Below are 21,412 nucleotides of genomic sequence, written 5' to 3'. Positions count from 1 at the left end.
AGCTGGAGGCCCGAGCTCGGGAGGGGGGCTGTCAGCGGTAGGCGCCGTATCCCAGCTCGTGCTCGATCTTGACCAGCTTGTTGTACAGGCCAATCACGAGCAGAGATGGCGCCCACTGGCCGATGAAGTTCGCGATCTGCTTCTTGCCGGCCAGCATGCAGCCGGCCGAGACCGCCATCGAGCCGATCGCCAACCCGAGATAAGCGCCGGACGGAATCCTGCCGGTCCTCTCCTCGATCTTCGTCGTGATCCTACCCTCTTCCTTCTGGACCATCTGCTTCTGCATCATTGGCTCGGTGGTGGTCATCGTGGATCTCCTTCCGCAGCGCCTGGCCGGCGCTGCCGTGGCCGGCGCTGCCATGGCCGGCGCGAGCCAGTGCGATGACCGGGCCAGAAAAGAGGGCGTCCGGACGAGAACAAACCGCGCAGCGCTCTCTTCTGCCCCCAACGCTGCGGTGCGCTGTGCCCTCCAGTCGACCGCCGCCGGAGCGAAGCGCAGGGCGGCCTCGACAGCGACGATGGCAGGGCTCGATCGCGCCCGACGGTCACTGCCACGTCGATGCACACGCCGGCCGGTAGATCGCTCGATCGCCGGCCTCCGGCGCCGGGCCTGCCCGGGCGCCCGCGCCGCTCAGATCCGCGCCGTCACCGCGCGCAGGATCTGCCGCTGCGCCGCCGCGAACACGAGGAGCACAGGCAGGCTCAGGATCACGTTGCCGGCCATCACGAGGTGCCAGCGGACCCCTGTCCCCTGCTCCCGGAGGAGGGCGATCGCGAGCGGCAGCGTGCGTACCTGGTCGTCGGTCGTCATGACGAGCGGCCAGAAGTAATCGTTGTAGTGAAAGACGAAGCTGAACAGGAACAGCGCCGAGAGCGTCGGCCGCAGCATCGGGCCGAGGATCAGGTAGACGATCCTGAGCTCGCCGGCCCCATCCATCCTCGCCGCCTCGATGATCTCGTCAGGGACCGAGAGCAGCGCCTGGCGCACGAGGAACGTGCCGAGCGCGCTCACCCCGAAGGGCAGGATCAGCGCCCCGAACGTGTTCACGAGGCCGACCGAGCCGAGCATCGTGAAGACCGGCACGAACGTCACCTGCGCCGGGATGAGAAGGCACGAGAGCACGATGACGAACGCGGCGCTCCGCCCCACGAACCTGAGCTTCGCGAGCGCATAACCGGCCGGGAGCGCGAGGGCGATCTGCAACAGCGCGATGGCCGTCGCCATGAACACGGTGTTGACGAAATACCGCATCACCGGCACCGCCTGGAGCACCTCGCGGTACGCGCCGAGCTGGAAGGCCTGCGGCAAGGGGTAAGCCGGAGCGCGGGTGATCTCGGGCAGCGTCTTCAGCGAGGTGATCGTCATCCACGCATACGGCCCGAGCCACACGATGGCCACCACGACGAGCACGGCGTCCGAGACGAGGCGGCGCGAGCGCGAGTACGAGTGCGAGTGCGAGTCGAAGCGCCCCGCGCCGGCGCCGCCGCCCTGCCCCGCCGTCACGACGGCCGCCTCGCCTGGCGCGGCGCGCCCGCGCGGAGCGCCCAGAGCTGCAGGACCGTCAACAGGAGCAAAAAGACGAAGAAGATCACGATCATAGCGCTGGCCCGGCCGACCCGCAGGTTCACGAAGACGTGCTCGTAGATCGCGTAGACGAAGAGGGTCGTCGCCTTGACCGGCCCTCCCTGCGTCATCACGCGGATCACGTCGAACGCCTGAAAGGAGAGGATGAGGCTCGTCGTCGCCACGAAGGCGGCGCTCGGGCGGAGCAGCGGCCATGTCACGTGGCGGAACCGCCGCCACGGGCCGGCGCCGTCGAGCGCGGCCGCCTCGTGGAGCGCGCGGGGGATGTCCTGGAGGCCGGCCAGGAAGATGACCATGGCATAACCGGTGATCTTCCAGACGCTCACCGCGGCCAGCGCGAGCAGCGCCGAGCGGGGATCGCCGAGCCAGCTCATCGTCGGCAGGCCGAGCCAGCGGAGCGCGACGGTGAAGAGCCCCTCGGCGTCGAGGATCCACATCCAGAGCAGCGCCACCGCGACCCACGACACAACATAGGCGCTGAACACCGCGCCCCGCACGAAGGCATAGACCGGCCCGGGGCGATCGAGCGCCACCGCCAGCGCGAGCCCCAGGGCGCCGGAGAGCGCCACCACGACGGCGCTGTAGCCGAGCGTGCGGAGCAGCGTGCCGGCGAGCTCGCCGCTCTCGACGAGGACCTCGTAGTTCCGGAGCCCGACGTACCGCGGGGGCGTGAGCAGGTCCCACGCAAAGAAGCTGTTCTTGGCCGCGAGCAGGAGCGGGACCAGGAAGAACACCGCCAGGAAGGCCGCGGTGGGCAGGAGGAGCAGGTAGGGCGAGAGGGGGTGTTTGGGCTTCATCGCTCGCGCGCCGCGCGGACGGCCTCGGAGAGGGTCTCGGCGGCGTCGCGCGGGGCGAGCACCGCCTCTTCGAGCCGGGGCTGCACCGCCTCGCGCTGGACGCGGAACAGATCCGGAGACCAGGGCCAGGGCGCGGCGTGCGCGAGCTGGTCCACCGCGACGCGGTCGTTCGGGTGCGCGGCGTAGTAGCCGCCCTGCCGGAGCACCTCGAGGCCGCGGCGCGAGACGGGGATGTAGCCCGTCCGCGTCGCGAACGAGTTCGCCTGCTCCGGCTGCATCATCCAGCGCAGGAACGCGAACGCCGCCTCCTGCGCCGCCGGCGCGGCGCCCCGCGGCATGACGAACATCGTCCCGCCCGTGGGCACCGAGGCGCGCACGTCGCGCGGCAGCGGGGCGGCGCCGACCTCGAACTTCCCCGCGCCCGCCTGGCTCGCGTTGTCCTCCAGGTACCGGAGGAACGCTGTCGAGGTCCAGATCATCGCGACACGACCCGCCAGGAAGTCGGTGTTCGTCACCTGCCACGCGTTGTAATCGCGGCCAGGCGGCGGCTTCATCGTGCGGTCCTCGTGCACGAGGGTCTGCCAGAACCGGAGGGCGCGCACGCCCGCCTCCCCGCCGAGCGTGGGCGTGCCGTCCGGGGCCACGACGTCGCCGCCCGCTTGCCCGACGAGCGCGGCCCAGAACCACCAGTCGACAGGGCACTCGAAGCCCCACCGCCGCGTGCTCTCGCCGTCGCGCACGACGAGCCGCGCGGCCGTCGCGCGGAGCTCGTCCCAGGTCGTCGGCGGCGACAGCCCGAGCTCGCGAAACACATCCCGGTTGTAGTAGGCGATCGGCGTCGATCGGTTGAACGGCAGGCACACGAGCGGGCGCTCGCCGCCGCCCACGAACGTCCCCGACTGGCCGAGGGCCTCGACCACGTCGAGGTCCCCGCCCGGGGCGTCGGCGAGGAAGCGATCGAGCGGCTCGAGCACGCCCGCCTCGGCCAGGTAGGGCACCACCTCGCCGACCACGTGCGTCAGGGCGGGCGCCGCGCCCGCCGCGAGCGCGGTCCGCAGCTTGGCGAGCGCCTCGAAGTAGTCGCCCTGGTACACGGCGTCGATGCGGTAGCGGCCCTGCTCGCGGTGGAACTGGTCGACGAGCGACAGGAGCACCTCGCGGTTCTTGCCGCCATAGGCGAACCACAGCGAGCCCTCGATACGTCCGTCGGGCGCGCGCCGCGCGCAGCCGATCGATCCCGCCGCGGCCGCGGCGAGCGACGCGGCGAGCGCCCGGAGCGCGTCGCGCCGCGAGCGCACGGCGCGGCCGTCCCCGCTCATGACGCCGCCCGCGGCGGGGCGATCCGCGCGCCGGAGCCCGCGTCGAACCAGAGCACGTCGCGCGGATCGAGCCGCGCGCGCACCGCCTCGCCCGGCGCGGGCGTCGCGAAGCCGTGCGCCCGCGCCCGCAGCCGCGTCCCGCCCGCGTCGAGGTACAGGAACGTCTCGGCGCCGAGCGGCTCGGCCACGACGACGCGCGCCTCGACCTCCACCTCGCCCTGCGCCCCCGCGTCGCCGTGCGATCCGCGCCCCGGCGCGACGCGCAGGTGCTCGGGCCGCACGCCGGCGATGGCCCGGTCGGGGAGCGCCACCCCCGGCGGGGCGGGCAGCGAGAGCGCCGCGCCCTCGTACCGCTCGCCGGAGCGCTCGAGCGGGAGGAGGTTGATCGCCGGCGTGCCCAGGAACCCGGCCACGAAGGTGTTCGCCGGCGCCTCGTAGATGGCGCGCGGCGGGCCGACCTGCTGGAGCTCGCCGGCGCGGAGCACGGCGATGCGGTCGCCCATGGTCATGGCCTCGACCTGGTCGTGGGTCACGTAGACCGACGTCGTGCCGAGGCGGCGCACGAGCGCCGCGAGCTCGACCCGGAGCTCGGCGCGCAGCGCGGCGTCGAGGTTCGAGAGCGGCTCGTCGAAGAGGAACGCCGCGGGGGCGCGCACGATCGCGCGCCCCATGGCGACGCGCTGGCGCTCGCCTCCCGAGAGCTCGCCGGGGCGCCGCTCCAACAAGTGGCCGATGGCGAGCAGCGCCGCCGCCTCCTCGACGCGACGCGCCCGCTCCTCCCGCGCGACCCCGCGCATCCTGAGCGGGAAGCCCATGATGTCGCGCGCGGTCATGTGCGGGTAGAGCGCGTAGCCCTGGAAGACCATGGCCACGTCGCGGTCCTCCGGCGCGACGCGGCTCACGTCGCGCCCGCCGATCGAGACCGTGCCGCCGTCGGGGCTGTCGAGGCCCGCGATCAGCCGGAGCGCCGTCGATTTGCCGCAGCCCGAGGGGCCGACGAGGACGAGCAGCTCGCCGTCGTCGACGTCGAGATCCAGGCCGGCGAGCGCGGGGCGCTCGGCGCTCGGGAACCTTCGGGTCAGGCCTCGGAGCGAGAGGGTGGCCATGGCAAAAGCTCAGGTGGCGAGCAGGACGAGCCCGGGGATCGTATCGGCGACCGCGAGCAGCTTGGGGCTCGGGGAGACCGCGACGGGCACCCGGGCCGTCCGGAGCAGGGCGGCGTCGTAGGCGCTGTCGCCGAAGGCCGCGAGCACCGCGAGCTCGGGGAAGATGCGCGCGAGGGCGCGGGTCTTCCCCTCGCCGTAGGTCGCGGGCGCGCCGAGCTCGGGGGCGAGCCGGCCCTCGCGGACGGCCGGGGTCATCGCGGCGATGCGCTCGGCTGGGACGCCGAGGCGCGCGACGGCGCGCACGATCACGGCGCGCGGCGACGCCGAGACGACGTACACCGGGACGCCGCGCGAGCGCGCCCAGTCGAGGATCGGCAGCAGCGCGGGCCGGATCCGCCCGGCGTGGCCCTTCTCCTCGAGCACGCGGTCGACGAGCGCCGCGAGCTCGTCCTCGCGCCACCCCGCGAAGGCCCAGGCCATCATCGCGAAGGCCCTGTCCTCCGGGTAGCGCTCGGCGTTGAACGCCGCGTAGAGCGCGCTCGCGATCTCGTGCGCGCCGCCCTCCGCGGCGACGCCGAACGCCTCGGCCTCGCGGCGCAGCGCCGCCTCCGCCTCGGGCCGCGCGCAGCGCCCCGCGAGGAACGCCTCGAAGAGGTCGACGCCCACGTCCCCTTCCCAGAGGGTGCCGTCCGCGTCGAACGCGAGCGCGGGGCGCGCGGCGTACGTGCCGTGCGCGGCCTCGATCCGCCGCAGGATGTCCGTCGTGCTCTCGCGCGGGATCGTCGCGCTGCCGTCGAGGTGTGCCGCCGTCATGGTCTCCCCGGGGCCGGACGCCTGGTCCGACCGAGGCCTACGCCTACTGCGGCGCCCGCGTCGCGTCACGCGTGTCAACGTCGCGTCACCCGGCAGGAACGCCGATCACGTGGAGGATCCGAGAGAAAACAACAGGGAGACGGGGAGGCGAGGAGGAAGAGAAAGGAAAATGAACATCTCCCCGTCTCCTCGCCTCCCTGTGAAATCTCTGCTGTCTCTCGAGGTTCAGTCGGTCCGGCGCGCCACGAGGCGTCACCGCGCCTTCTCGAAGAGCGAGTGGTGCAGGACGCCGACCGCGGAGGCGACGTGCGCGTCCTCGATGACCATCGACAGGTTGACGCTGCCCGTGGCGTAGCTGAGCATCTCGACGTTGACGCCGGCCTGGGCCATCGCCTCGAGCACCTGCGCGCCGACGCCCTTCTGCCTGGGCATGCCCTGGCCGACGATCACGAGGGTCGTCCGGTTGGGCAGGACCTCGCAGGCGCCGAACTGCTCGAGCTCGGGGAGCGCGCGGCTGAGCTTCCCGAGGTCGTCGGTGGTCATCGAGACCGAGACCTCGGACGTGGTGATCACGTCGATCACGACCTCGTGCCGGGCCAGCACCGCGAGCACCTGCGCGAGGAAGCCGACCTCGCCGAACATCCGGGTCGAGCTGATCTTGAGCACGACCTGCCGCTCGCGGTAGGCGATGCTCGTCACGGGCGGGGACGCGGCGTCGGTGTCGAAGCCGATGACCGTGCCGGGGTGATCCGGCCGGTTCGTGTTGAGCACCCGCACCGGGATGCCCTTCTCCATGGCGGGCAGGAGCGTGGAGGGGTGCAGGACGCGGGAGCCGAAGAACGCGAGCTCCGCGGCCTCTTCGAAGCGCATCGTGGGGATGTTCCGGGCCGTCTTCACGACGCTCGGGTCGGCGGTCATCACGCCGTCGGTGTCGCTCCAGATCTGCGCCTCCTCGGCGCCGAGCCCCGCCGCGACCAGCGTGGCCGTGAGGTCGCTCCCGTTGCGGCCGACGGTCGTGATCTCGCCCGCCTCGTTGCGGCCGACGAAGCCGGTGACGATCGGCACGATCCCCTCGGGGACGCGCTCGGCGAACATGGCCTTGATCCGGGCGTCGAAGCCGGGCAGCGGGCGCGCGCGGCCGAAGTTCGCGTCGGTGATGAAGCCGAGGTCCCAGACGTCGTAGGCGCGGGCCGGCACGCCGCTCCTCGCGAAGAAGTCCGCGATGCAGCGCACGGCCATGCGCTCTCCGAAGCTCGCGATGTAGTCGAGGCTCCTCGGGCTGAGCTCCTTGACGAGGCTGATGCCGCGCAGGAGATCGGCGATCTCCTCGTAGAAGGGCGCGAGGAGGTCGGGCGCGCAGCCGAGCGACTCGGCGACCGCGCGCTGCTTGTTCACCGGGACGGAGGGATCGAACCGCCCCGTGGCGGCGACCTTGGCGGCGTTGATCAGCGCGTCGGTCATGCCCTTGTGAGCGGAGCTCACAACGACGGGGCGGCGGGCCAGGCGAGCTCTGACGATGTGAAGAACCTTCTCGATCTGCGCGCGGCTCTCGACCGAGCTGCCGCCGAACTTCATGACGATCATGCGCGTGCCTCCATGGGCCAGCTGGGCCCGGTGGGCGCGAGAATAGTCGCGGTTGGCGGTGAAGCGAGCCCGGCCTGACGTTGACGCGAGGTGCTACGAGCCTGTCGCGGTAGCCGACCCAACCAGGCGGGCGAGGGCCTATGCCTCGGTCGCCAGGAGGGCCCGGAAGCTCTCGCGCTTCGTGAGCAGGAGCCAGCGCAGGTTCTTCATGAGCGTGCCTTGCTCCGAGAGGGCCGCGTGGCTCAGGAGGACGAGCTCGGCGACGCTGATCCCTTCCCGCACGTCCTCCAGGGAGACCTTGACCCGGCCGTCCGCCGCGGCGCGGCAGCGGGCGAAGCGGGAGATCACGACGGTGGCCAGCGAGAGGTCGAGCACGGCCGCCAGGAGGTGCCTCGGCGCCGAGAAGATGTGCCGGCGCTGGAGCACGAGGCGCAGGTAGTCCTTCACGGCGGCCCCCTCGTCGCCGGCGAGGAAGCGATCGACCGTGCTCACCCGCTGGAGCTTGAACGGCCTGGGCACGAACATCATATCGACGGTGCCTCTCCCGAGCATCCAGGCGGCCTTGTTCCCGACGCTGCGCAGCGCCTGGAGCTCCGTCCACGAGGCCTTCTCGACCCGGTGGGGCTCGCGGACCCGCGACGGATAGCAGAGGTTGCCGAGGAGATAGGCGAACAGCACCCGCGCATAGAAAGAGGGCTTCTTGCGGGGCGCGAGCGGCTCAAGCTCCTCCTTGCCGGCCTGCCCGAGGGCGGCGTCGACCGAGGCGTCCGTCGCGCGCCCTTGGCCCTGGGGGAGAGCGCGCTCGAAGGCCGCCGTCCAGTCGTAGAGCCGCGCCAGCGTCGACGCCGGCGACGCGCCGGTCGCGAGCTGCTCTTCCCAGTGCCTCGCGGCGCGTAGATAAAGCGGCTGGGTGAGGATCACGCCGCTCAGCGTCGCCAGCGCCGTCGACATCCGCTCCGTGTCGCCTCGCTGCTGGAGCTTCGCCTTGAGCTGGCGGTCCACGGGCTTGCCGTAGTTGTCGCGGATCGACGGGCACAGCTGGGAGAGCTGCGCGACGACGACATCCTTCTCGTCGCGGACGAACCCGAACGGGAACGCCTGGCACGACTTCGGGATGTACTCGTGGCCGAACCGCTTCTGCATGCTGCAGAGCATGTCGTCGTCGAGGAAGACGCACTGGAGCTGGCGATCACGCTCCCGCACGGGCAACACGCCGCGCCCGATGACGAGGGCCCCCTCTTCCCCGACGCGCTCCCGCACCCAGGGCTCGGCGAGGTACCGCCTGGCCTCGTCGCCGCTGAAGCGGATGTTCCACGGCATCCGGCAGCACCGAGCTGGGCAGTCGCGGCACTCGAACTTCTGATTCGGAGGGTGACTCGAGGGAGCGATGAGCTTCGTCGCCATGGGGCGGCGGGACCATACAACGCCACGGAGATCGGCGCTCGATCCGGCGTCGATCCCCGCGTGCCGCGTGTCCATCGCGCCCGGCGTGGCGCAGCGAGCCAGTGGGCTCAGGCGTGGCGACGGCGATCGGCGAGACGACGACCGACAAAAAGACAGCGCCGCCGGGGCCTCAGGGGGGCGAAGGCCACGCCGGCGGCGCTGCTTCCCATGAAGCACTGACCGTGCCATCCGGACGACCCCTAGGTAGCACCCCGAATTGCGGTCATGCGTCAGGGACATCCCCTACAGGTTTCGTTTTTGAAACTTCACGGTCTCAGTATTGAACGATTGTAAGGGTTCTTTTCTTACCACCGCATTTCGTTCCGGACGTAACAATTCCAGTCAGTCCAGGCTCTTTTTGCTGTCGTCGCAAGTTTTGCTGCGTTCCGTGGTCGAGCGCAGTACCTCTCTTTCAGGAGAACAACATGCGACTTGCTCTTCCCCTGTCAGCGGTCACAGCGATGTCTCTCGCGCTCGCCGCCTGCGGCGACGACGACGAGATCTCACCGCTGGGAGCGGCGTCCAGCGCAGGCGGCCAGGGCGGCCAGGGCGGCCAGGGCGGTGACGACGGCGAGGGCATCGCGCCGGACGGGAAGGCGGACGGCGAGGCCTGCGCGGTCAACGAGGACTGCCTCGGCGGGCTCTGCTTGACCGAGGAGGATTTCGGCTGGGCGGGCGGCTACTGCACGAGGCTCTGCGACACGGCGCTCTTGCCGTGCGGTGAGGGCTCCGAGTGCCTGCCGCAGGGCAGCTTCTCGCTCTGTCTCAAGTCCTGTGAAGAGACGTCCGACTGCGGGAGGGTGGGGCATACGTGCGTCGACGTGACCGACGACGGGTGGACGATGTGCTTTGGCGGCTGCGACGACGACGCGCAGTGCAAGGGCGCCTGCGACGAGGACTCCGCGTTCTGCGTCTCGTCGGGTGAGATCTGCGACAGCGCCGAGGACGAGGACAAGGACGGCCTGCAGGACTGCGAGGAGCGCGACTGCTCGACGACGGCAGCGTGCGTCGAGGGCGTCGCCGCGGCGTGCGCGGAGGCCACCGACGTCTCGGAGGGCGGGAGGTTCACCGGCACGACGGAGGCCGGCACCAACCTGTTCGCGGCGCTCTGCCCCGGTATCATCACGTCCGTCACGGGCACGGGCATGCGAGAGCGGGTGTTCGGGTTCGTCGCGCCGGCGAAGGGCGCGGTCCAGATCGCCGCGACGGCGACGGAGCCGGAGGCCGACTTCGACTGGTACATCCGGGAGAGCTGCGACGACGAGGCGACGCTGCTCGGCTGCGTCGCTGCGTTCGGACCGGAAGACGCCCCGCTGGAGCTGCTCACCGAGCCCGGTCAGACCTATTTCATCTTCATCGAGGGCAAGAACGGGATGGACGCGTCGTATACGCTCGACGTGTCCTTCGCGGAGGAGATCTGCGGGGACGGAGCGCGCGTCGGCGCGGAGGAGTGCGACGACGGAGACGCCGTGGATGACAACGTGTGCAGCGACGAGTGCAAGGTGAACCTGGAGCCGCTGTGCGCGGCCACGGCGACGCTCACGGAGGCAACGACGGTGGGCGACACCGCCGAGGGCACGCAGGGCGTCACGGCGTCGTGCGGCGGCGAAGGCGGGGAGCTCGTGTACCGGTATACCCCGGAGGAGAGCGGCAAACTGACGATCACCGCGACGCCGGAGGGCCACGCCGATGTCGTCCTCTACGCGCGCAGCGACTGCGCAGACCAGGGCAGCGAGCTCGCCTGCGTGGATGATCCCTTCGACTCCGGGTTGCCCGAGTCGATCACGGTGCCGGCGACGGCGGGCCAGCCGATCGACATCTTCGTCGACAGCTACAACGCCGCCTCCTCGGGGCCGTTCACGCTGACCATCGCCCCGGCGGAGTGACCTGAAGACGCGGACCGGCCGTCCAGGAGGCTCCGCCTCCGGACAGCCGGGAGATCGCGCTGGCGCGGAGCTCGCTACCGCAGCGGGAGCTCGGCCTCCTTGCCCTTCATGCTGGGCAGGTCGATCACCTGGAGATCCGCCGTCGTGACCGCGCCCGCCTTCACGTGCACGCCGGTCCCGATGCTCGTCGACTCGACGTTGATGATGTAGCCGCCGGCCGGGAGCCCGGACGCGCGGAACGAGCCGTCCTCCGCGGTGACGGGGTAGAACATGCCGATCGCGCCGTCGTCCCCGATCTGGGTGGCCATCATGAGGCGAGCCCCCGGGAGCGGCTTGCCGGCCACGGTGACGCGGCCGCGGATCTCCCCGGTGCCCCGGGGCGCAAAGGCGATGTCGTGCTGCGTGGTCTTCCCGTCCTCGATGCCGACCGCCGCGAGCATCACCTCCTCGCCTCGCCGCATCATGACGCGGAGCTCGCCGGGCGGGACCTGGTCGAAGTGGAAGGTGCCGTCCTCCTCGCTCACCGTGTTCACGAAGCCGATCGGGCGGTGCATGAGCGTGAGCCGGGCGCCGGCGATGGGCTTGCCCTCGGCGTCTCGCGCCACCCCGGAGAGGCTGCCGCCGGGCGACATCACGAGCTTCACCGGCTTCAGGCCGTCGCAGCCCGCGACCTCGATCTCGGTCGAGCTCACGGCGTTGCTGCCGTCATAGCCGCGGACCACGATCGTGCCCTTCGGCACGTGCGGCAGGCTGAAGGAGCCGTCGTCCTCGGTCTGCGCCTGCGCGGCGGCCTCCATAGACAGGCTGCTCATCTCGCCGACGGCGAGAAGCGACTCGGCGTCCACGTACACCCCAGGCAGCGGAGCGCCGGACGAGTCCACCGCTTGCCCGGTCAAGGTACATCCCTTCGAGAGGGTCAGATCCATCTTCTCGACGTCTCCGGCGCGCACGTTGACGTTCGTGGAGAACGCGGGCGCGAACTCCGCCGCCGTCGCCCTGACGACGACGTCCCACGAGGGCAGCTGATCGACGCGGAACGAGCCGTCCGGGCTCTCGAACGTGCGAGAGAACAGGGGCGGCGTCGCCGGCGTCTCCGCCGTCACGGCCGAGAGGATGTCGATCGAGAAGCGGCGCACGGGCTCGCCCCGCTCGTCCAGCACGCGCCCCTCGATGACGCCGCTCTTCGGCAGCACGAGGCTCACCGCCTCGCCGGGGCGCGCCGTGGTCGACGTGGTCCCGTATCCATCGACGCTCGCGCTCAGCTGATAGGTGCCGTCCGGGAGCGTGAGCTCGAACCGCCCTGCGTCGTCGCTCTTCACGGAGCCCGCGGTAGAGAGCACGTTGCCGGCGACCTCGAAGGTCATGGCGACGACGGTCGCTCCGGCGAGGGTGTTCCCGTCCGTGCCAAAGACGAGGCCGCTGATCGTGGGCTTCGCCTCCTCCTTCGCCGCCGGCGCCGCGCCGCGCACGAGCGCTCTGTTGCGGTAGCGGACGTGCTTCTCGGCCCCGGCGGCCGGGCCACTCGCCCCGGCGGTCTGCTCGTCCCCGGAGCGGAAGGCGAGGAAGAGGGCGACGCCGGCGAGGGCGGCCAGGAGCAATCCGGCGGCGATCCACAGGGGCCGGCGCGAAGGGTTCCGTTGCGACGAACTCGGTTGCATCATTGTTCCTCCAGACAAGTTGACCTGGCTAGAGCCCTCGAGCCGGGAGCTCGGCAGCGGCGGAGAAGAGAAAGGGGCCGCCGGCGTTCCGCCGGCGCCCCCTCCTCAATCCGCACGACGCGATCGACGAGCGCCTCCCCGACCTGCCCGGGGCCGTTACTATGGGCTTTCTGCAGGGAGGCTCTCGCCGATCGGTCGGACGCCGGGCGCCGTCTCAGAGCCCGGTGAAGACCGGTCTCAAAGGCACGCCGTCAGTAGCAATGCGGGGCGAACGTGACCGGCACAGGCATCGACAGCGCGGAGTAGAACTGAACCGTGGCATTGATGTAGCCGTTGTAGTCGTTCTCCATCCCCACGAAGTTGCACAGGGGCGCCTTCTGCAGCCGTGAGGTGATGCCGGAGCTGGGCGGGAACCCCACGGTGCTGGGCGGGATCGGCACAGTGGGCAGGAGCGAGATGCTCCCGTCCGTGAAATAGAAGGAGTTCCAGTCGCAGTCGTTGTTCCCGATCGTCGTCTGCTGGCGAAGGAAGATGTTGGCGGCCACCGCGGCGCCCGGGCCCGCCACGACGCCCCACTTGCCCACGTAGCCGCACTCATCGTTCCACAGGGTGCCCGCCTGCTCGGCCAGCTGGAAGACGGTCTGACCCACCGGCACCTTCCTCAGGCCAGTCTTCATGGACACGTCGTAGAAACAGTCGTTCCGGATGGCCATGGCGCTGCCCGAGATCGACGTGATGGTTGCGAAAGCGAGCACCCAACGAGCAAAATTCTTCATGAGAAATACCTCCGAGGAATCGAATCTGTGGTGAAGTTTGATGCAGATACCTATCCAGATCGTCACCCAAGGGATGCAATCCCCGGGGCCTGCGCCAGGAGAGCGGTGCCCCGACGGGCGCGACGCACGTCGTCGTCGTCCCGTCACGGTCACGCTCCCGGAGGAACCCGCCCCGAGGTCATGACGCGAACAACAGGAGACTATTCTCCCCGCGGTCTCACGCAAGCACTTTTGACTGGCATCTTTCCGGTCAAAAACAGGACGGAGTTAGAACCAGGGAGAATACCGGCACTCCTCGACAATCAACTCATGTCCTCTGCCTCGAACGCACCCCGCGGGCTCCTACATCCGGCCGAAGTATCACGCACCCGCGCCGAGAGGCGGTGTGCGGCGGCGCCGCGAGGCGCGGCCGAGTGCGGGAATCGCCGGGCGACGCCAGGGCGGGCGCGCGGCGTCGGACGCGCGGGCGAGGCACAAGGCAGCTCCGTGCCGCCCCCGGCGCTCGATCTACCTACCTACCTACCGAAGACGCCCCGCGAAGGCGCTTGTGGGTAGGGCCCCCCCATGCGGCTCCGATGAGCACCGCGGAGCCACACCGCGCGGCGGCGCGACGGAGCGCGGCAGTCTCGCGATGATGGGATATCGAGACATCGAGTCGCCGCGCGGCGGCGAGTGCGTCCCGGCCTCCCGGCGGCGCGCGCCACCGGACGCGCGGCGGCGGACGCGCGCCGTCCCGGCCGGACGGGGTCACCGGTGATCCCGGACGTCCGGCGGCGTCCGCGCTCGTCAGCGGAGCGTGACGGCCAGCCGGTACGCGAAGAGGGCCGCGGTGCCCGAGGCGCCAGACGCGGCGCGGACGCGGAGGAAGTACCGCCCCGCCGGTAGCGCGTGAGCCCCGGGGTGGCGCGGGGCGTCCCCGGTGCCGTCGAGGATCGAGCAGTTGCCCCGGCCGCCGTCGTCATCGTCCGCGATGAGCGAGCCCGCGGCGTCGAGCAGCGACAGCCGGCTGTCGATCTCGAGCGACTCGCACGCTTCTTCGCCGCCCTCGATGATCTCCGCGCGGATCGACCGGTTCTCCGGGACATCCACGGCGTAGAAGTCGAAATCGTCGGTCGCCCGCGCGCCGGCGATGAACCCGTCGGAGCCGACGGATTTGCTCGCGGTGGCGATGCTGCCATTCGGCTCCTCCTCGGCGCCCGCGGGCGCGAGGATCTTGGCCTGGAGGAGGTAGAGCGGAAATTCCGCGCCGCCCTCGCGCGCCGCGACCTCGACGTCGTGGTCGCCGGAAGGCAACGCCACGACGAGCGCCGAGCATCCGCCGATGCCGCCCGCGTACGCGGTGTCGGAGAGCCCTTCGTCCGTCGCGACCGTCCCGCCCGCCGCGTCGAGCACGCGGAGCGTCGTGAGGAGGCCTCCCTCGCAGCCCGCCGCGGTGCCGTCGAAGACCTCGAGGCGCACGACCGAGGCGACAGGCAAGCTCAGGCGGAACACGTCCCTGTCGCCGCCCGCCGCGAGGCTCGCCGCGAGGAGCGCGTCGCCCGAGATCACGAGATCGCTCGCCCCGGCCTGCGCGGGGGTGTCGTTCGGCTCGATCTCGGCGGTCACCGCCTCGAGCTGGCAGGCGGGGCTGCACCCGTCGCCGCCCGCGGCATTGCCGTCGTCGCACCCCTCCGGCGCGTCGAGCAGGCCGTCGCCGCAGACCGGGAGCCTCTCGCAACGGGCGCTGCACCCCGCGCCGCCGTCGCACTCCTCCGCGCCCTGCCGCACGCCGTCGCCGCACGCGGCGTCGAGCGAGACCCGCAGCGTGTAGCGGGCCCCCGGCTGCTCCGGGAAGCCGCTGACCCGGACATGGTATGTCCCGGGATCCAGGCGGCGCGCCGCGGCCCCGGCGGGGCTCCTCGAGTCGATGAGCGAGCAGGCGCCGATCCCGCCGTCGTCGTCGGAGGCGAGCACGGTCGCCCCGTCCGGCGAGAGGAGGGAGAGGATTGTGTCGACGCCCTCGGCGCACCGCGCGGGGCCGCTCGAGTCGAAGGTCTCGAGCCGGAGATCGGAGACGGTCGTGACCTGCAGGGCGAAGAGATCGACATCGCTGTCCGGCGCGATCGCGCCGGACACGAGCGCTCCCGGCGCGACAGCGCCGTTCGCCTCGGCCTCGGCAGGGGTCGAGTTGGGCTCGATCTCGGCGATCGCGCCCTCGATCCGACATGCGGCGTCGCAGCCATCCCCGCCTCCGGTGTTGCCGTCATCGCAGACCTCGGGCTCGTCGATGAAGCCATCGCCGCACACCGGGATGCGCTGGCACGTCGCCCCGCAGGAGGCGCCGCCGTCGCACTCCTCCAGGCCCTCGACCACGCCGTCGCCGCAGAGGGCCGTCGTCCGCGCGCGCACTGTATATCCAGCGATGGAGTCTCCTCCATCATAGTCCTGGACGCGCACGTAGTAGACGCCCGGCGCGGTGACCGCGGCGCGGAGTCGGGAGCACCTGGCTTCGCCGCCGTCGTTGTCCTCGGCGATCACGGCGCCGTCGGGCCCGAGGAGCTGCACAACGGTGTCGATGCCGCGGCACGAGGTCGGGCCGGTCGCGTCGAAGGTCTCCACCTCCAGCTCGGCCACGCCGGGGACGTCGATGGCGAAGAAGTCGAGCTCTCCCGGCGGAGAGATCGACGCGGTGAACAGCGCCCCCGCCGCGGTCGCCCGCCCCGCGGTCGCCTGGCCTCGCGCGTCGTTCGGCTCGATCTCCGGGAGGGTCCCCTCGAGCTGGCACGCGGCGCTGCAGCCATCTCCGCCCTCGGTCCCGCCGTCGTCGCACGCCTCGCCGCCGTCGATGGCTCCGTCGCCGCACACCGGGATCCGCGCGCACTCCGAGGAACACCGCTCTCCGCCATCGCACGCCTCGCCTTCCTCGATCACCCCGTTGCCGCAGAGCGCGGTGAAGGCGATGAGGAGGTCGTACCCGGGGATGGACGCGTCGTTGTTGAACTCCTCGACGGTCACATAATACGTGCCCGGCTGGAGCCGTGTCGCCCTGTCGTCGACGCTCGAGTCGATGAGCGAGCAAGCCTCGGGGCCGCTGTCGTCGTCGCTCGCCAGCGCCGTCGCGCCGTCCACGTCGAGCAGCTGGAGGAAGGTATCGACTCCCTCGGCGCACTCGTTCAGCCGCCCGGGGCTGAACGTCGCGAGCTGGACGTCCGCGAGGCCCGGCACCTCGAAGGCGAAGACGTCGATATCATCGAGGGGCTCGATCGCCGCCGAGACGAGCACGTTCGGCCGCAGCACGGCGCGCCCGCCCGCCTCCGCCGCGGTGTCGTTCGGCTCGACCTCGGGAGAGCGGAGCTCCAGCTCGCACGCGGGGCTGCAGCCGTCACCGCCGGTCGTGTCGCCGTCGTCGCAGAGCTCCGGATCCTCCAGCACGCCGTCGCCGCACACCGACGTATCCAGCGTGAGGGAGAGCGTGTAGTCGAACGTCCCCGGCTCCGCTTCAGGGGAGATCTGCACGCGGACGAAATACTCGCCAGGGCTCAGCTTGCGCAGCGCCAGGTAAGAACAGGTATCGTCGTCGGCGACATCGTCGTTGTCCTCGATGCTCGCCAGGGTCGCGTCGAAGATCGTCACATGGGTATCGACGCCGAGCGAGCTGCACGTCGTGCCCAGCGGGCCATCGAGCGTCTCTGCCTTGATGCGCCCTACCGACCCCTCGGGGACGGTCACCGAGAACACGTCCACGTCGGATTCGGGGTCGATGAACGCGCGGATCCGACCGCCGGGCGCGATGGCGAAGGCGTCGTTGGCCGACGCGAATCCGTCGTTCGGCTCGACCTCGCAGCCGGACTCGACCCGACACGCGCGCGAGCAGCAATCGCCGTCCTTGTCGCCGCCGTCATCGCAGGTCTCCGCGCCGCCCAGCGCGCCGTCGCCGCACCCGCTCGTACACACGCTCGGCGCCCCGGCGCACGCGAACCCAGGCTCGATCGCGCAACCCGGATCGCACCCGTCGCCGGCCGTCCGATTCCCATCGTCGCACATCTCGGCAGGAGCGCTGACCGCCCCATCGCCGCACACCGCGCCGGGCGCGCCGCCCTGCCCACCGCTGCCGCCTTCTCCGCCGTTACCGCTTTCTACATCGCTGCCGCCCTGTCCACCGCTGCCGCCCTGTTCATCGCTGCCGCCCTGTCCATGACTGCCGCCCTCTCCGCCGTTGCCCCCGACTGCGGACACCTCGATCTTGCTGCGGTCCGGTGAGACGAGCAGCTCGCACCCGCTCAGGGCAATCAGCGCCAGACCGAGGAACCATGGGAGAGCGGTCCTGGGGGAGAAAATCATGGTTTATGAGGCCTCTGCTCGGCAGCGTCGCGAGGATCACGGCGATCGCGGCATTCGTGGCGATCACCGCAGGCGCGCCGCAGGCTGGCCACGACGGCGGGGGCGGCAGCAGACCGATGCTCCGCGGCTGCGTCAAGAGATGACGACCGCGCCGCGCCTTCAGTACGTCACGACGATCGCCTTGCGGAGGTACTCTTCGCTCTCCAGCTGGGAGAGCATGAAATACGCCAGATCCTCGCGCGAGATCGTGGGGCCGCCAAAGAGGTAGCCCTCCGGCGGCGAGGGGTCGACTTCGGCGCGGCACTCCTTGGTGAGCCGCCCGTCGGTGAGCTTGGGGACGCGCACGACGGTCCAGGCCACATCGCTCCGGCGGAGGGCCTCTTCCATGCGCAGCATGTCGGAATACCTGTTGCGGAGCATCGGCTTGACCAGGAGCCGGAACCAGAGCGCAGGCTGCTGCTCCTCGCCGATGCCCGCGGCGGTGACGGCGATCAGGCGGCGGACGCCATGCTCCTTCATCGCGCGCAGGACGTGGACGATGCCGTCCGAGTAGACGCGCGTCGGGCCGAGGCCGCGCGACCCCAGGGCCGAGAGGACGGCGTCGTGGCCGGACACGGCGCGCGACACCTGCTCGGCATCCATGATGTCGCCGCGGAGCGCGCGCAACCGCTCATGGTGCGGGACAGGGATGGTGGCGGGCGTGCGCGCGAATGCCGAGACCTCGTGTCCAGCCTCCAGCGCCTGACGGATCAACGCGGCGCCCGTGCCCCCGGTCGCCCCCAAGATCAGCAGCCTGCTCATGTGCCGCCAGCCTACCCGGTCCGCCGCAGCGGGTACAGTTTGCGCCCGAATGCCTCATCCATCGAGATCTGCTGGAGATCCGGGCGAGCGGAGCCCCCGCCCTTCAGGCCCCGAGCCGCAGCCGCGCGGTCACGCCGAGATGATCCGAGCCGGAGAAAGGCGCCCGCTCGCAGCGCGTGATGGCCCACCCCTCGCCCGGTTGAACGAAGACATAATCGATGCGACGCAGCGGCAGGCCCGCGGGCCAGGTGCCGCCCGCCTTGCCGGGGTGCGCCTGCGTCCAGGCGTCGAGCCAGGAGCCGTTTCCCGCGCTCGCCTGGAGATAACAGACCGCCTCTTCGCTGGGGAGCGCGTTGAAGTCGCCCATCAGCACGGCGCCGTGGCTCCCCGACTTCTGGCGCTCGCGCGCGGCGAAGCTCACGAGCTCGCGCACGGTGCGCGCCCGCGCGCGCTTCGACAGCGAGAGGTGCGTGACGAGCACGTCGACCACCGCGCCGGCGTGCCGGATCGCGGCGCGCAGGACGACGCGCTGGCTGTCGCGCTCGAACGGGTCGTCGCGATCGAGCGTGAGCGCCTCCACGGAGTGATCGAGCACCTCGATGTCCTCCCGGCAGAGCAGCGCGACCCCCTCGCACTCGCCGCTCGCGGCGACCCTGCCCGGCGCGAACCAGGCCCGGTATCCGCCGGCGAGCCGCGAGAGCTCCCCGGCCTGGCCGAGGTCGCCGCTCGCCGCCGGCGCGTGCACCTCCTGGAGCCCGAGGAGGCAAGGGCGCAGATCGCCGATGAGCCTGGCAAGCATCGTCCGGCGCCGCTCCCAGAGGGCGACTCCCCCCCAGATGTTCTGCGTCAGGACGACGAGATCGCGATCGTGGCTCAAATGCCTCCTCCTCGGGCGTCAGCCCGGGGATGTCTCTTAACCAGCTCGTCGAGGAGGCTCAAGGTCCCGCGAGCGAGCCAGTCGGCGGCTCGCCGGGGAGCGGGGAGAGGGATCCGGTCGTGTCGGCGCCGCGCGCGGCGGCGCCTGTGGGCGTGTCGGCGCCGCGCGGCGGCGCCTTTGGGCGGGGAGCGCTCAGTTGAGCGAGAGCGGGCCCTCGCCGGGCTGGGCGCCGCCCTTCATCTCGTGCGAGTTGGGATCGTACTTCGAGGTGCACTTGGCCATCACGAGGCTCGCCTCGAAGTCGCCGCCCTGCGAGAGCGTGCCCTCGACGGTCACCTGGACGCCGCCGCTCGGGACGTCGCGGAAGGTGTCGGGGATGACGCACTGGGCGTAGCGCACGGGCAGCGGCGCCTGCGTGCCGTGGATCTGGAAGCGGTACTCGCAGGGCGAATCGCGCTTGACCAGCGTGCCGGGCACGAGCTCGCCCTCGACCCGGACCTTGCGGCCGGCGAGCTTGTCCTTCGACGCGAGCAGCTGGTCGACCGGCGTCGCGTAGACGGCCGCTTCCTTGAAGCCGACGAGGAACAGGGCGACGAGCGCGCCCACCATGACGAGCAGCGTCGCCAGCAGGCCGAGGCTGCGCGACGGGCGCGCCTTCGGCGCCGGGTTCGCCGCGGCCGGCTTCACCACCGCGGGCGTATCCTGCTGCTCTGCAAGAGACAGCGCCTGGGCCAACTCGTCGTCCAGCTTCTTGCTCATCGTGGATAGGTACAGGCTAGCCCGCGCCCCGCGGACGGTCGAGCACCACCTGCACGGCCTCGGGCCCGGCCGGCGGCGTCCTCCCGTTTGGGCGCTGCGGCGGACAGCCCGACCGGAGATCTCCCTCGCGAGCGGACCCGACGACCCCGTGCGCCCGCTCGCGGAGGGTCGAAGCGCGGGCCGTGTCGTCGGTCGGAGGCGAAGCGCAGAAGAGCACGCGGAGGCCCTCATGGGCTGCTCACGGCCAACTCGATGGCGGGGAGAAACACGGCGTGGGGGTACGCCGCGCGGAGCCGCTCGGCGCGCGCGCGGGCGTCGGCACGCCGCCCGGCCTGGACGAGGGCCTGGATGGCCAGCGCCTCGCGCAGCTGGCCTCTCGGGCTGCGCGGGTAACTCCGCTCGTGCAAAGCCAGCACGTCGAGCGCCTCTGTCGCCTTCCCTTCGCTGAGCGCAAGGCCGGCGCTGCTGAGCAACGCGCGCTCCTCGGTCGTGTCGTGCTCGCTGGGCGGAGCCGCCTTGCGGGAGGGGGCGCGTGACGGCCCTGCTGCCGCGATCTCGACAGCCGCCGTGGATCCAGCGTTCCCGACGGTCGCGACCACGGCGCGCCCGTCCGCGGCGCCCCCGCTGCGCCCGGCCACGACGCGCTCTGCTCGATCGGGCGCGGCGCGCTCTGCTCGCTCGGACGCGGCGCCGTCGGCCTCGGCGCGGACGGACACCACCGGCGCCGCAGCAGGCGGCGGGAGCATCGCATAGACCAGGCCGGCGCCGGCCCCGACGCCCCAGAGGAACAGCGCCGCCCCCGCCTTGATGAGCCTGGATCGCGCGATCGTGACGACCGGCGGCGTGCGCTTCTCCCCGGTGGCGCCGGCGGCCTCCACCGCGTTCCCGGGGCGGCGCCGGTGGGACGACGTAGCACCTGCATCGGGCTGTGTTGCACGGGCGCCGGCGAGGCTGTCCGCGTCGCGGGACAGCCCTCCTGTCGAAGCGAGCGACCGCTGGAGCCGCGCCCAGAGCGGCCCGGCGAGGTCCTGCGAGAGGCCGAGCCGGACCCCGCCTGCATCGAGCAGCAGGGGTCTGTCGGCCAGGGCGAACGGCATCAAAGCGAAGCGCAGGCCACGAAGGCCGAGCGCGTCCGGGTCCCGCGCGGAGAGTCGTTTGACCGCGGCCGTGAACTCGCTGCGGGCGCGCCTCAGCCGATCCCATGCGGTGTTCACGGGGATCTGGAGGGCCTGCGCGATGTCGCGCATATCGCTTCCCTCGAGGTCGTAGAGCACGAACACCGCTCGTCGTTCCCTCTCGATGCGCTGGATGAGCTCGCGGACGATACGCTGGGTCTCGGCCTGTACGACCCGGCGCTCCGCGTCGAGCCCGGGGTCCGCGAGCTCGATGGGCTCGCCATCGTCGAGCGCAAGCAGCTCCCGCTGGTTCCGGGCGAGCTGCAGGTGGCGAAGGGCGACATGCGCGCTGATTCCCGCGACCCACGATTTGAGCGACAGGCGAGGATCCTGGTCCTTGAGGCGGCGGTGAACGATGAGAAACACCTCGTGAGCGACATCGTGGAGATCCCGAGACGCGACGCCGACCCGCCAGAGCACCGCGAGGACGTAGGGGAGCAAGGTCTGGTAGACCTCCTCGAACGAAGGCGGCGGGGACGAGCCGGTGGCGGACGCAGGATCCCTATTGGGTCC

The 21,412-nt window shown here is 71.4% G+C and carries 16 protein-coding genes; 1 reads left to right on the top strand and 15 read right to left on the bottom strand.

The window, feature by feature from the left end:
- Nucleotides 1-31: 31 nt before the first annotated feature.
- The 8 genes from WMF46_RS49460 to WMF46_RS49425 form a co-directional block, all read right to left on the bottom strand.
- Nucleotides 32-307: a hypothetical protein gene (locus WMF46_RS49460; protein WP_437983626.1), complete on the bottom strand. Its 276-nt coding sequence runs from the start codon at nt 305-307 to the stop codon at nt 32-34.
- Between the two features lie 324 nt (nt 308-631).
- Nucleotides 632-1,504 carry a carbohydrate ABC transporter permease gene (locus WMF46_RS49455; protein ID WP_437983625.1) on the bottom strand — a complete coding sequence of 291 codons (873 nt, stop codon included), beginning with the start codon at nt 1,502-1,504 and terminating at the stop codon, nt 632-634.
- Nucleotides 1,501-2,382, bottom strand: a complete 882-nt coding sequence (locus tag WMF46_RS49450; RefSeq protein ID WP_437743455.1) for a carbohydrate ABC transporter permease — start codon at nt 2,380-2,382, stop codon at nt 1,501-1,503. The genes WMF46_RS49455 and WMF46_RS49450 overlap by 4 nt, the downstream gene beginning before the upstream one ends.
- A complete protein-coding gene (locus WMF46_RS49445; protein WP_437983624.1) occupies nt 2,379-3,701 on the bottom strand; it encodes an ABC transporter substrate-binding protein in 1,323 nt (440 codons plus the stop codon). Before WMF46_RS49445 ends, WMF46_RS49450 begins: the two co-directional genes overlap by 4 nt.
- Nucleotides 3,698-4,807, bottom strand: a complete 1,110-nt coding sequence (locus tag WMF46_RS49440; protein ID WP_437743453.1) for an ABC transporter ATP-binding protein — start codon at nt 4,805-4,807, stop codon at nt 3,698-3,700. Before WMF46_RS49440 ends, WMF46_RS49445 begins: the two co-directional genes overlap by 4 nt.
- Nucleotides 4,808-4,816: 9 nt before the next feature.
- The gene (locus tag WMF46_RS49435) at nt 4,817-5,620 is read right to left on the bottom strand and encodes an HAD family hydrolase (protein ID WP_437983623.1); all 804 of its coding nucleotides are present in this window, start codon (nt 5,618-5,620) and stop codon (nt 4,817-4,819) included.
- Between the two features lie 252 nt (nt 5,621-5,872).
- Nucleotides 5,873-7,204, bottom strand: coding sequence for an aspartate kinase (locus WMF46_RS49430; RefSeq protein WP_437983622.1), 1,332 nt, complete (start codon nt 7,202-7,204; stop codon nt 5,873-5,875).
- A 138-nt stretch (nt 7,205-7,342) separates the two neighbouring features.
- The gene (locus WMF46_RS49425; RefSeq protein ID WP_437983621.1) at nt 7,343-8,524 is read right to left on the bottom strand and encodes a YkgJ family cysteine cluster protein; all 1,182 of its coding nucleotides are present in this window, start codon (nt 8,522-8,524) and stop codon (nt 7,343-7,345) included.
- A 548-nt stretch (nt 8,525-9,072) separates the two neighbouring features.
- Between WMF46_RS49425 and WMF46_RS49420 the strand changes: the two genes are divergently transcribed.
- Complete coding sequence (locus WMF46_RS49420; RefSeq protein WP_437983620.1) at nt 9,073-10,533, top strand: hypothetical protein; 1,461 nt, start codon at nt 9,073-9,075, stop codon at nt 10,531-10,533.
- 74 nt (nt 10,534-10,607) lie between these two features.
- On the opposite strand, the gene WMF46_RS49415 is transcribed toward WMF46_RS49420, so the two are convergent.
- The 7 genes from WMF46_RS49415 to WMF46_RS49385 form a co-directional block, all read right to left on the bottom strand.
- A complete protein-coding gene (locus WMF46_RS49415; RefSeq protein ID WP_437983619.1) occupies nt 10,608-12,194 on the bottom strand; it encodes an MSCRAMM family protein in 1,587 nt (528 codons plus the stop codon).
- 248 nt (nt 12,195-12,442) lie between these two features.
- A complete protein-coding gene (locus tag WMF46_RS49410; protein ID WP_437983618.1) occupies nt 12,443-12,967 on the bottom strand; it encodes a hypothetical protein in 525 nt (174 codons plus the stop codon).
- A 786-nt stretch (nt 12,968-13,753) separates the two neighbouring features.
- Nucleotides 13,754-17,287 carry a DVUA0089 family protein gene (locus tag WMF46_RS49405; RefSeq protein ID WP_437983617.1) on the bottom strand — a complete coding sequence of 1,178 codons (3,534 nt, stop codon included), beginning with the start codon at nt 17,285-17,287 and terminating at the stop codon, nt 13,754-13,756.
- Between the two features lie 159 nt (nt 17,288-17,446).
- Nucleotides 17,447-18,088: an NAD(P)-dependent oxidoreductase gene (locus WMF46_RS49400; RefSeq protein WP_437548267.1), complete on the bottom strand. Its 642-nt coding sequence runs from the start codon at nt 18,086-18,088 to the stop codon at nt 17,447-17,449.
- 103 nt (nt 18,089-18,191) lie between these two features.
- The gene (locus WMF46_RS49395) at nt 18,192-18,965 is read right to left on the bottom strand and encodes an endonuclease/exonuclease/phosphatase family protein (RefSeq protein WP_437983616.1); all 774 of its coding nucleotides are present in this window, start codon (nt 18,963-18,965) and stop codon (nt 18,192-18,194) included.
- Nucleotides 18,966-19,157: 192 nt separating this feature from the next.
- Nucleotides 19,158-19,724 carry a cytochrome c maturation protein CcmE gene (locus WMF46_RS49390; protein ID WP_437983615.1) on the bottom strand — a complete coding sequence of 189 codons (567 nt, stop codon included), beginning with the start codon at nt 19,722-19,724 and terminating at the stop codon, nt 19,158-19,160.
- A 227-nt stretch (nt 19,725-19,951) separates the two neighbouring features.
- Complete coding sequence (locus WMF46_RS49385) at nt 19,952-21,340, bottom strand: RNA polymerase sigma factor (protein WP_437983614.1); 1,389 nt, start codon at nt 21,338-21,340, stop codon at nt 19,952-19,954.
- Between the last annotated feature and the right edge of the window lie 72 nt (nt 21,341-21,412).

It is taken from the genome of Sorangium sp. So ce117 (genome assembly GCF_051524395.1).
Lineage (GTDB): Bacteria > Myxococcota_A > Polyangia > Polyangiales > Polyangiaceae > Sorangium > Sorangium cellulosum_B.
Note: the sequence above shows the minus strand (reverse complement) of the source record. Positions and strands in the feature narration are given on the sequence as shown.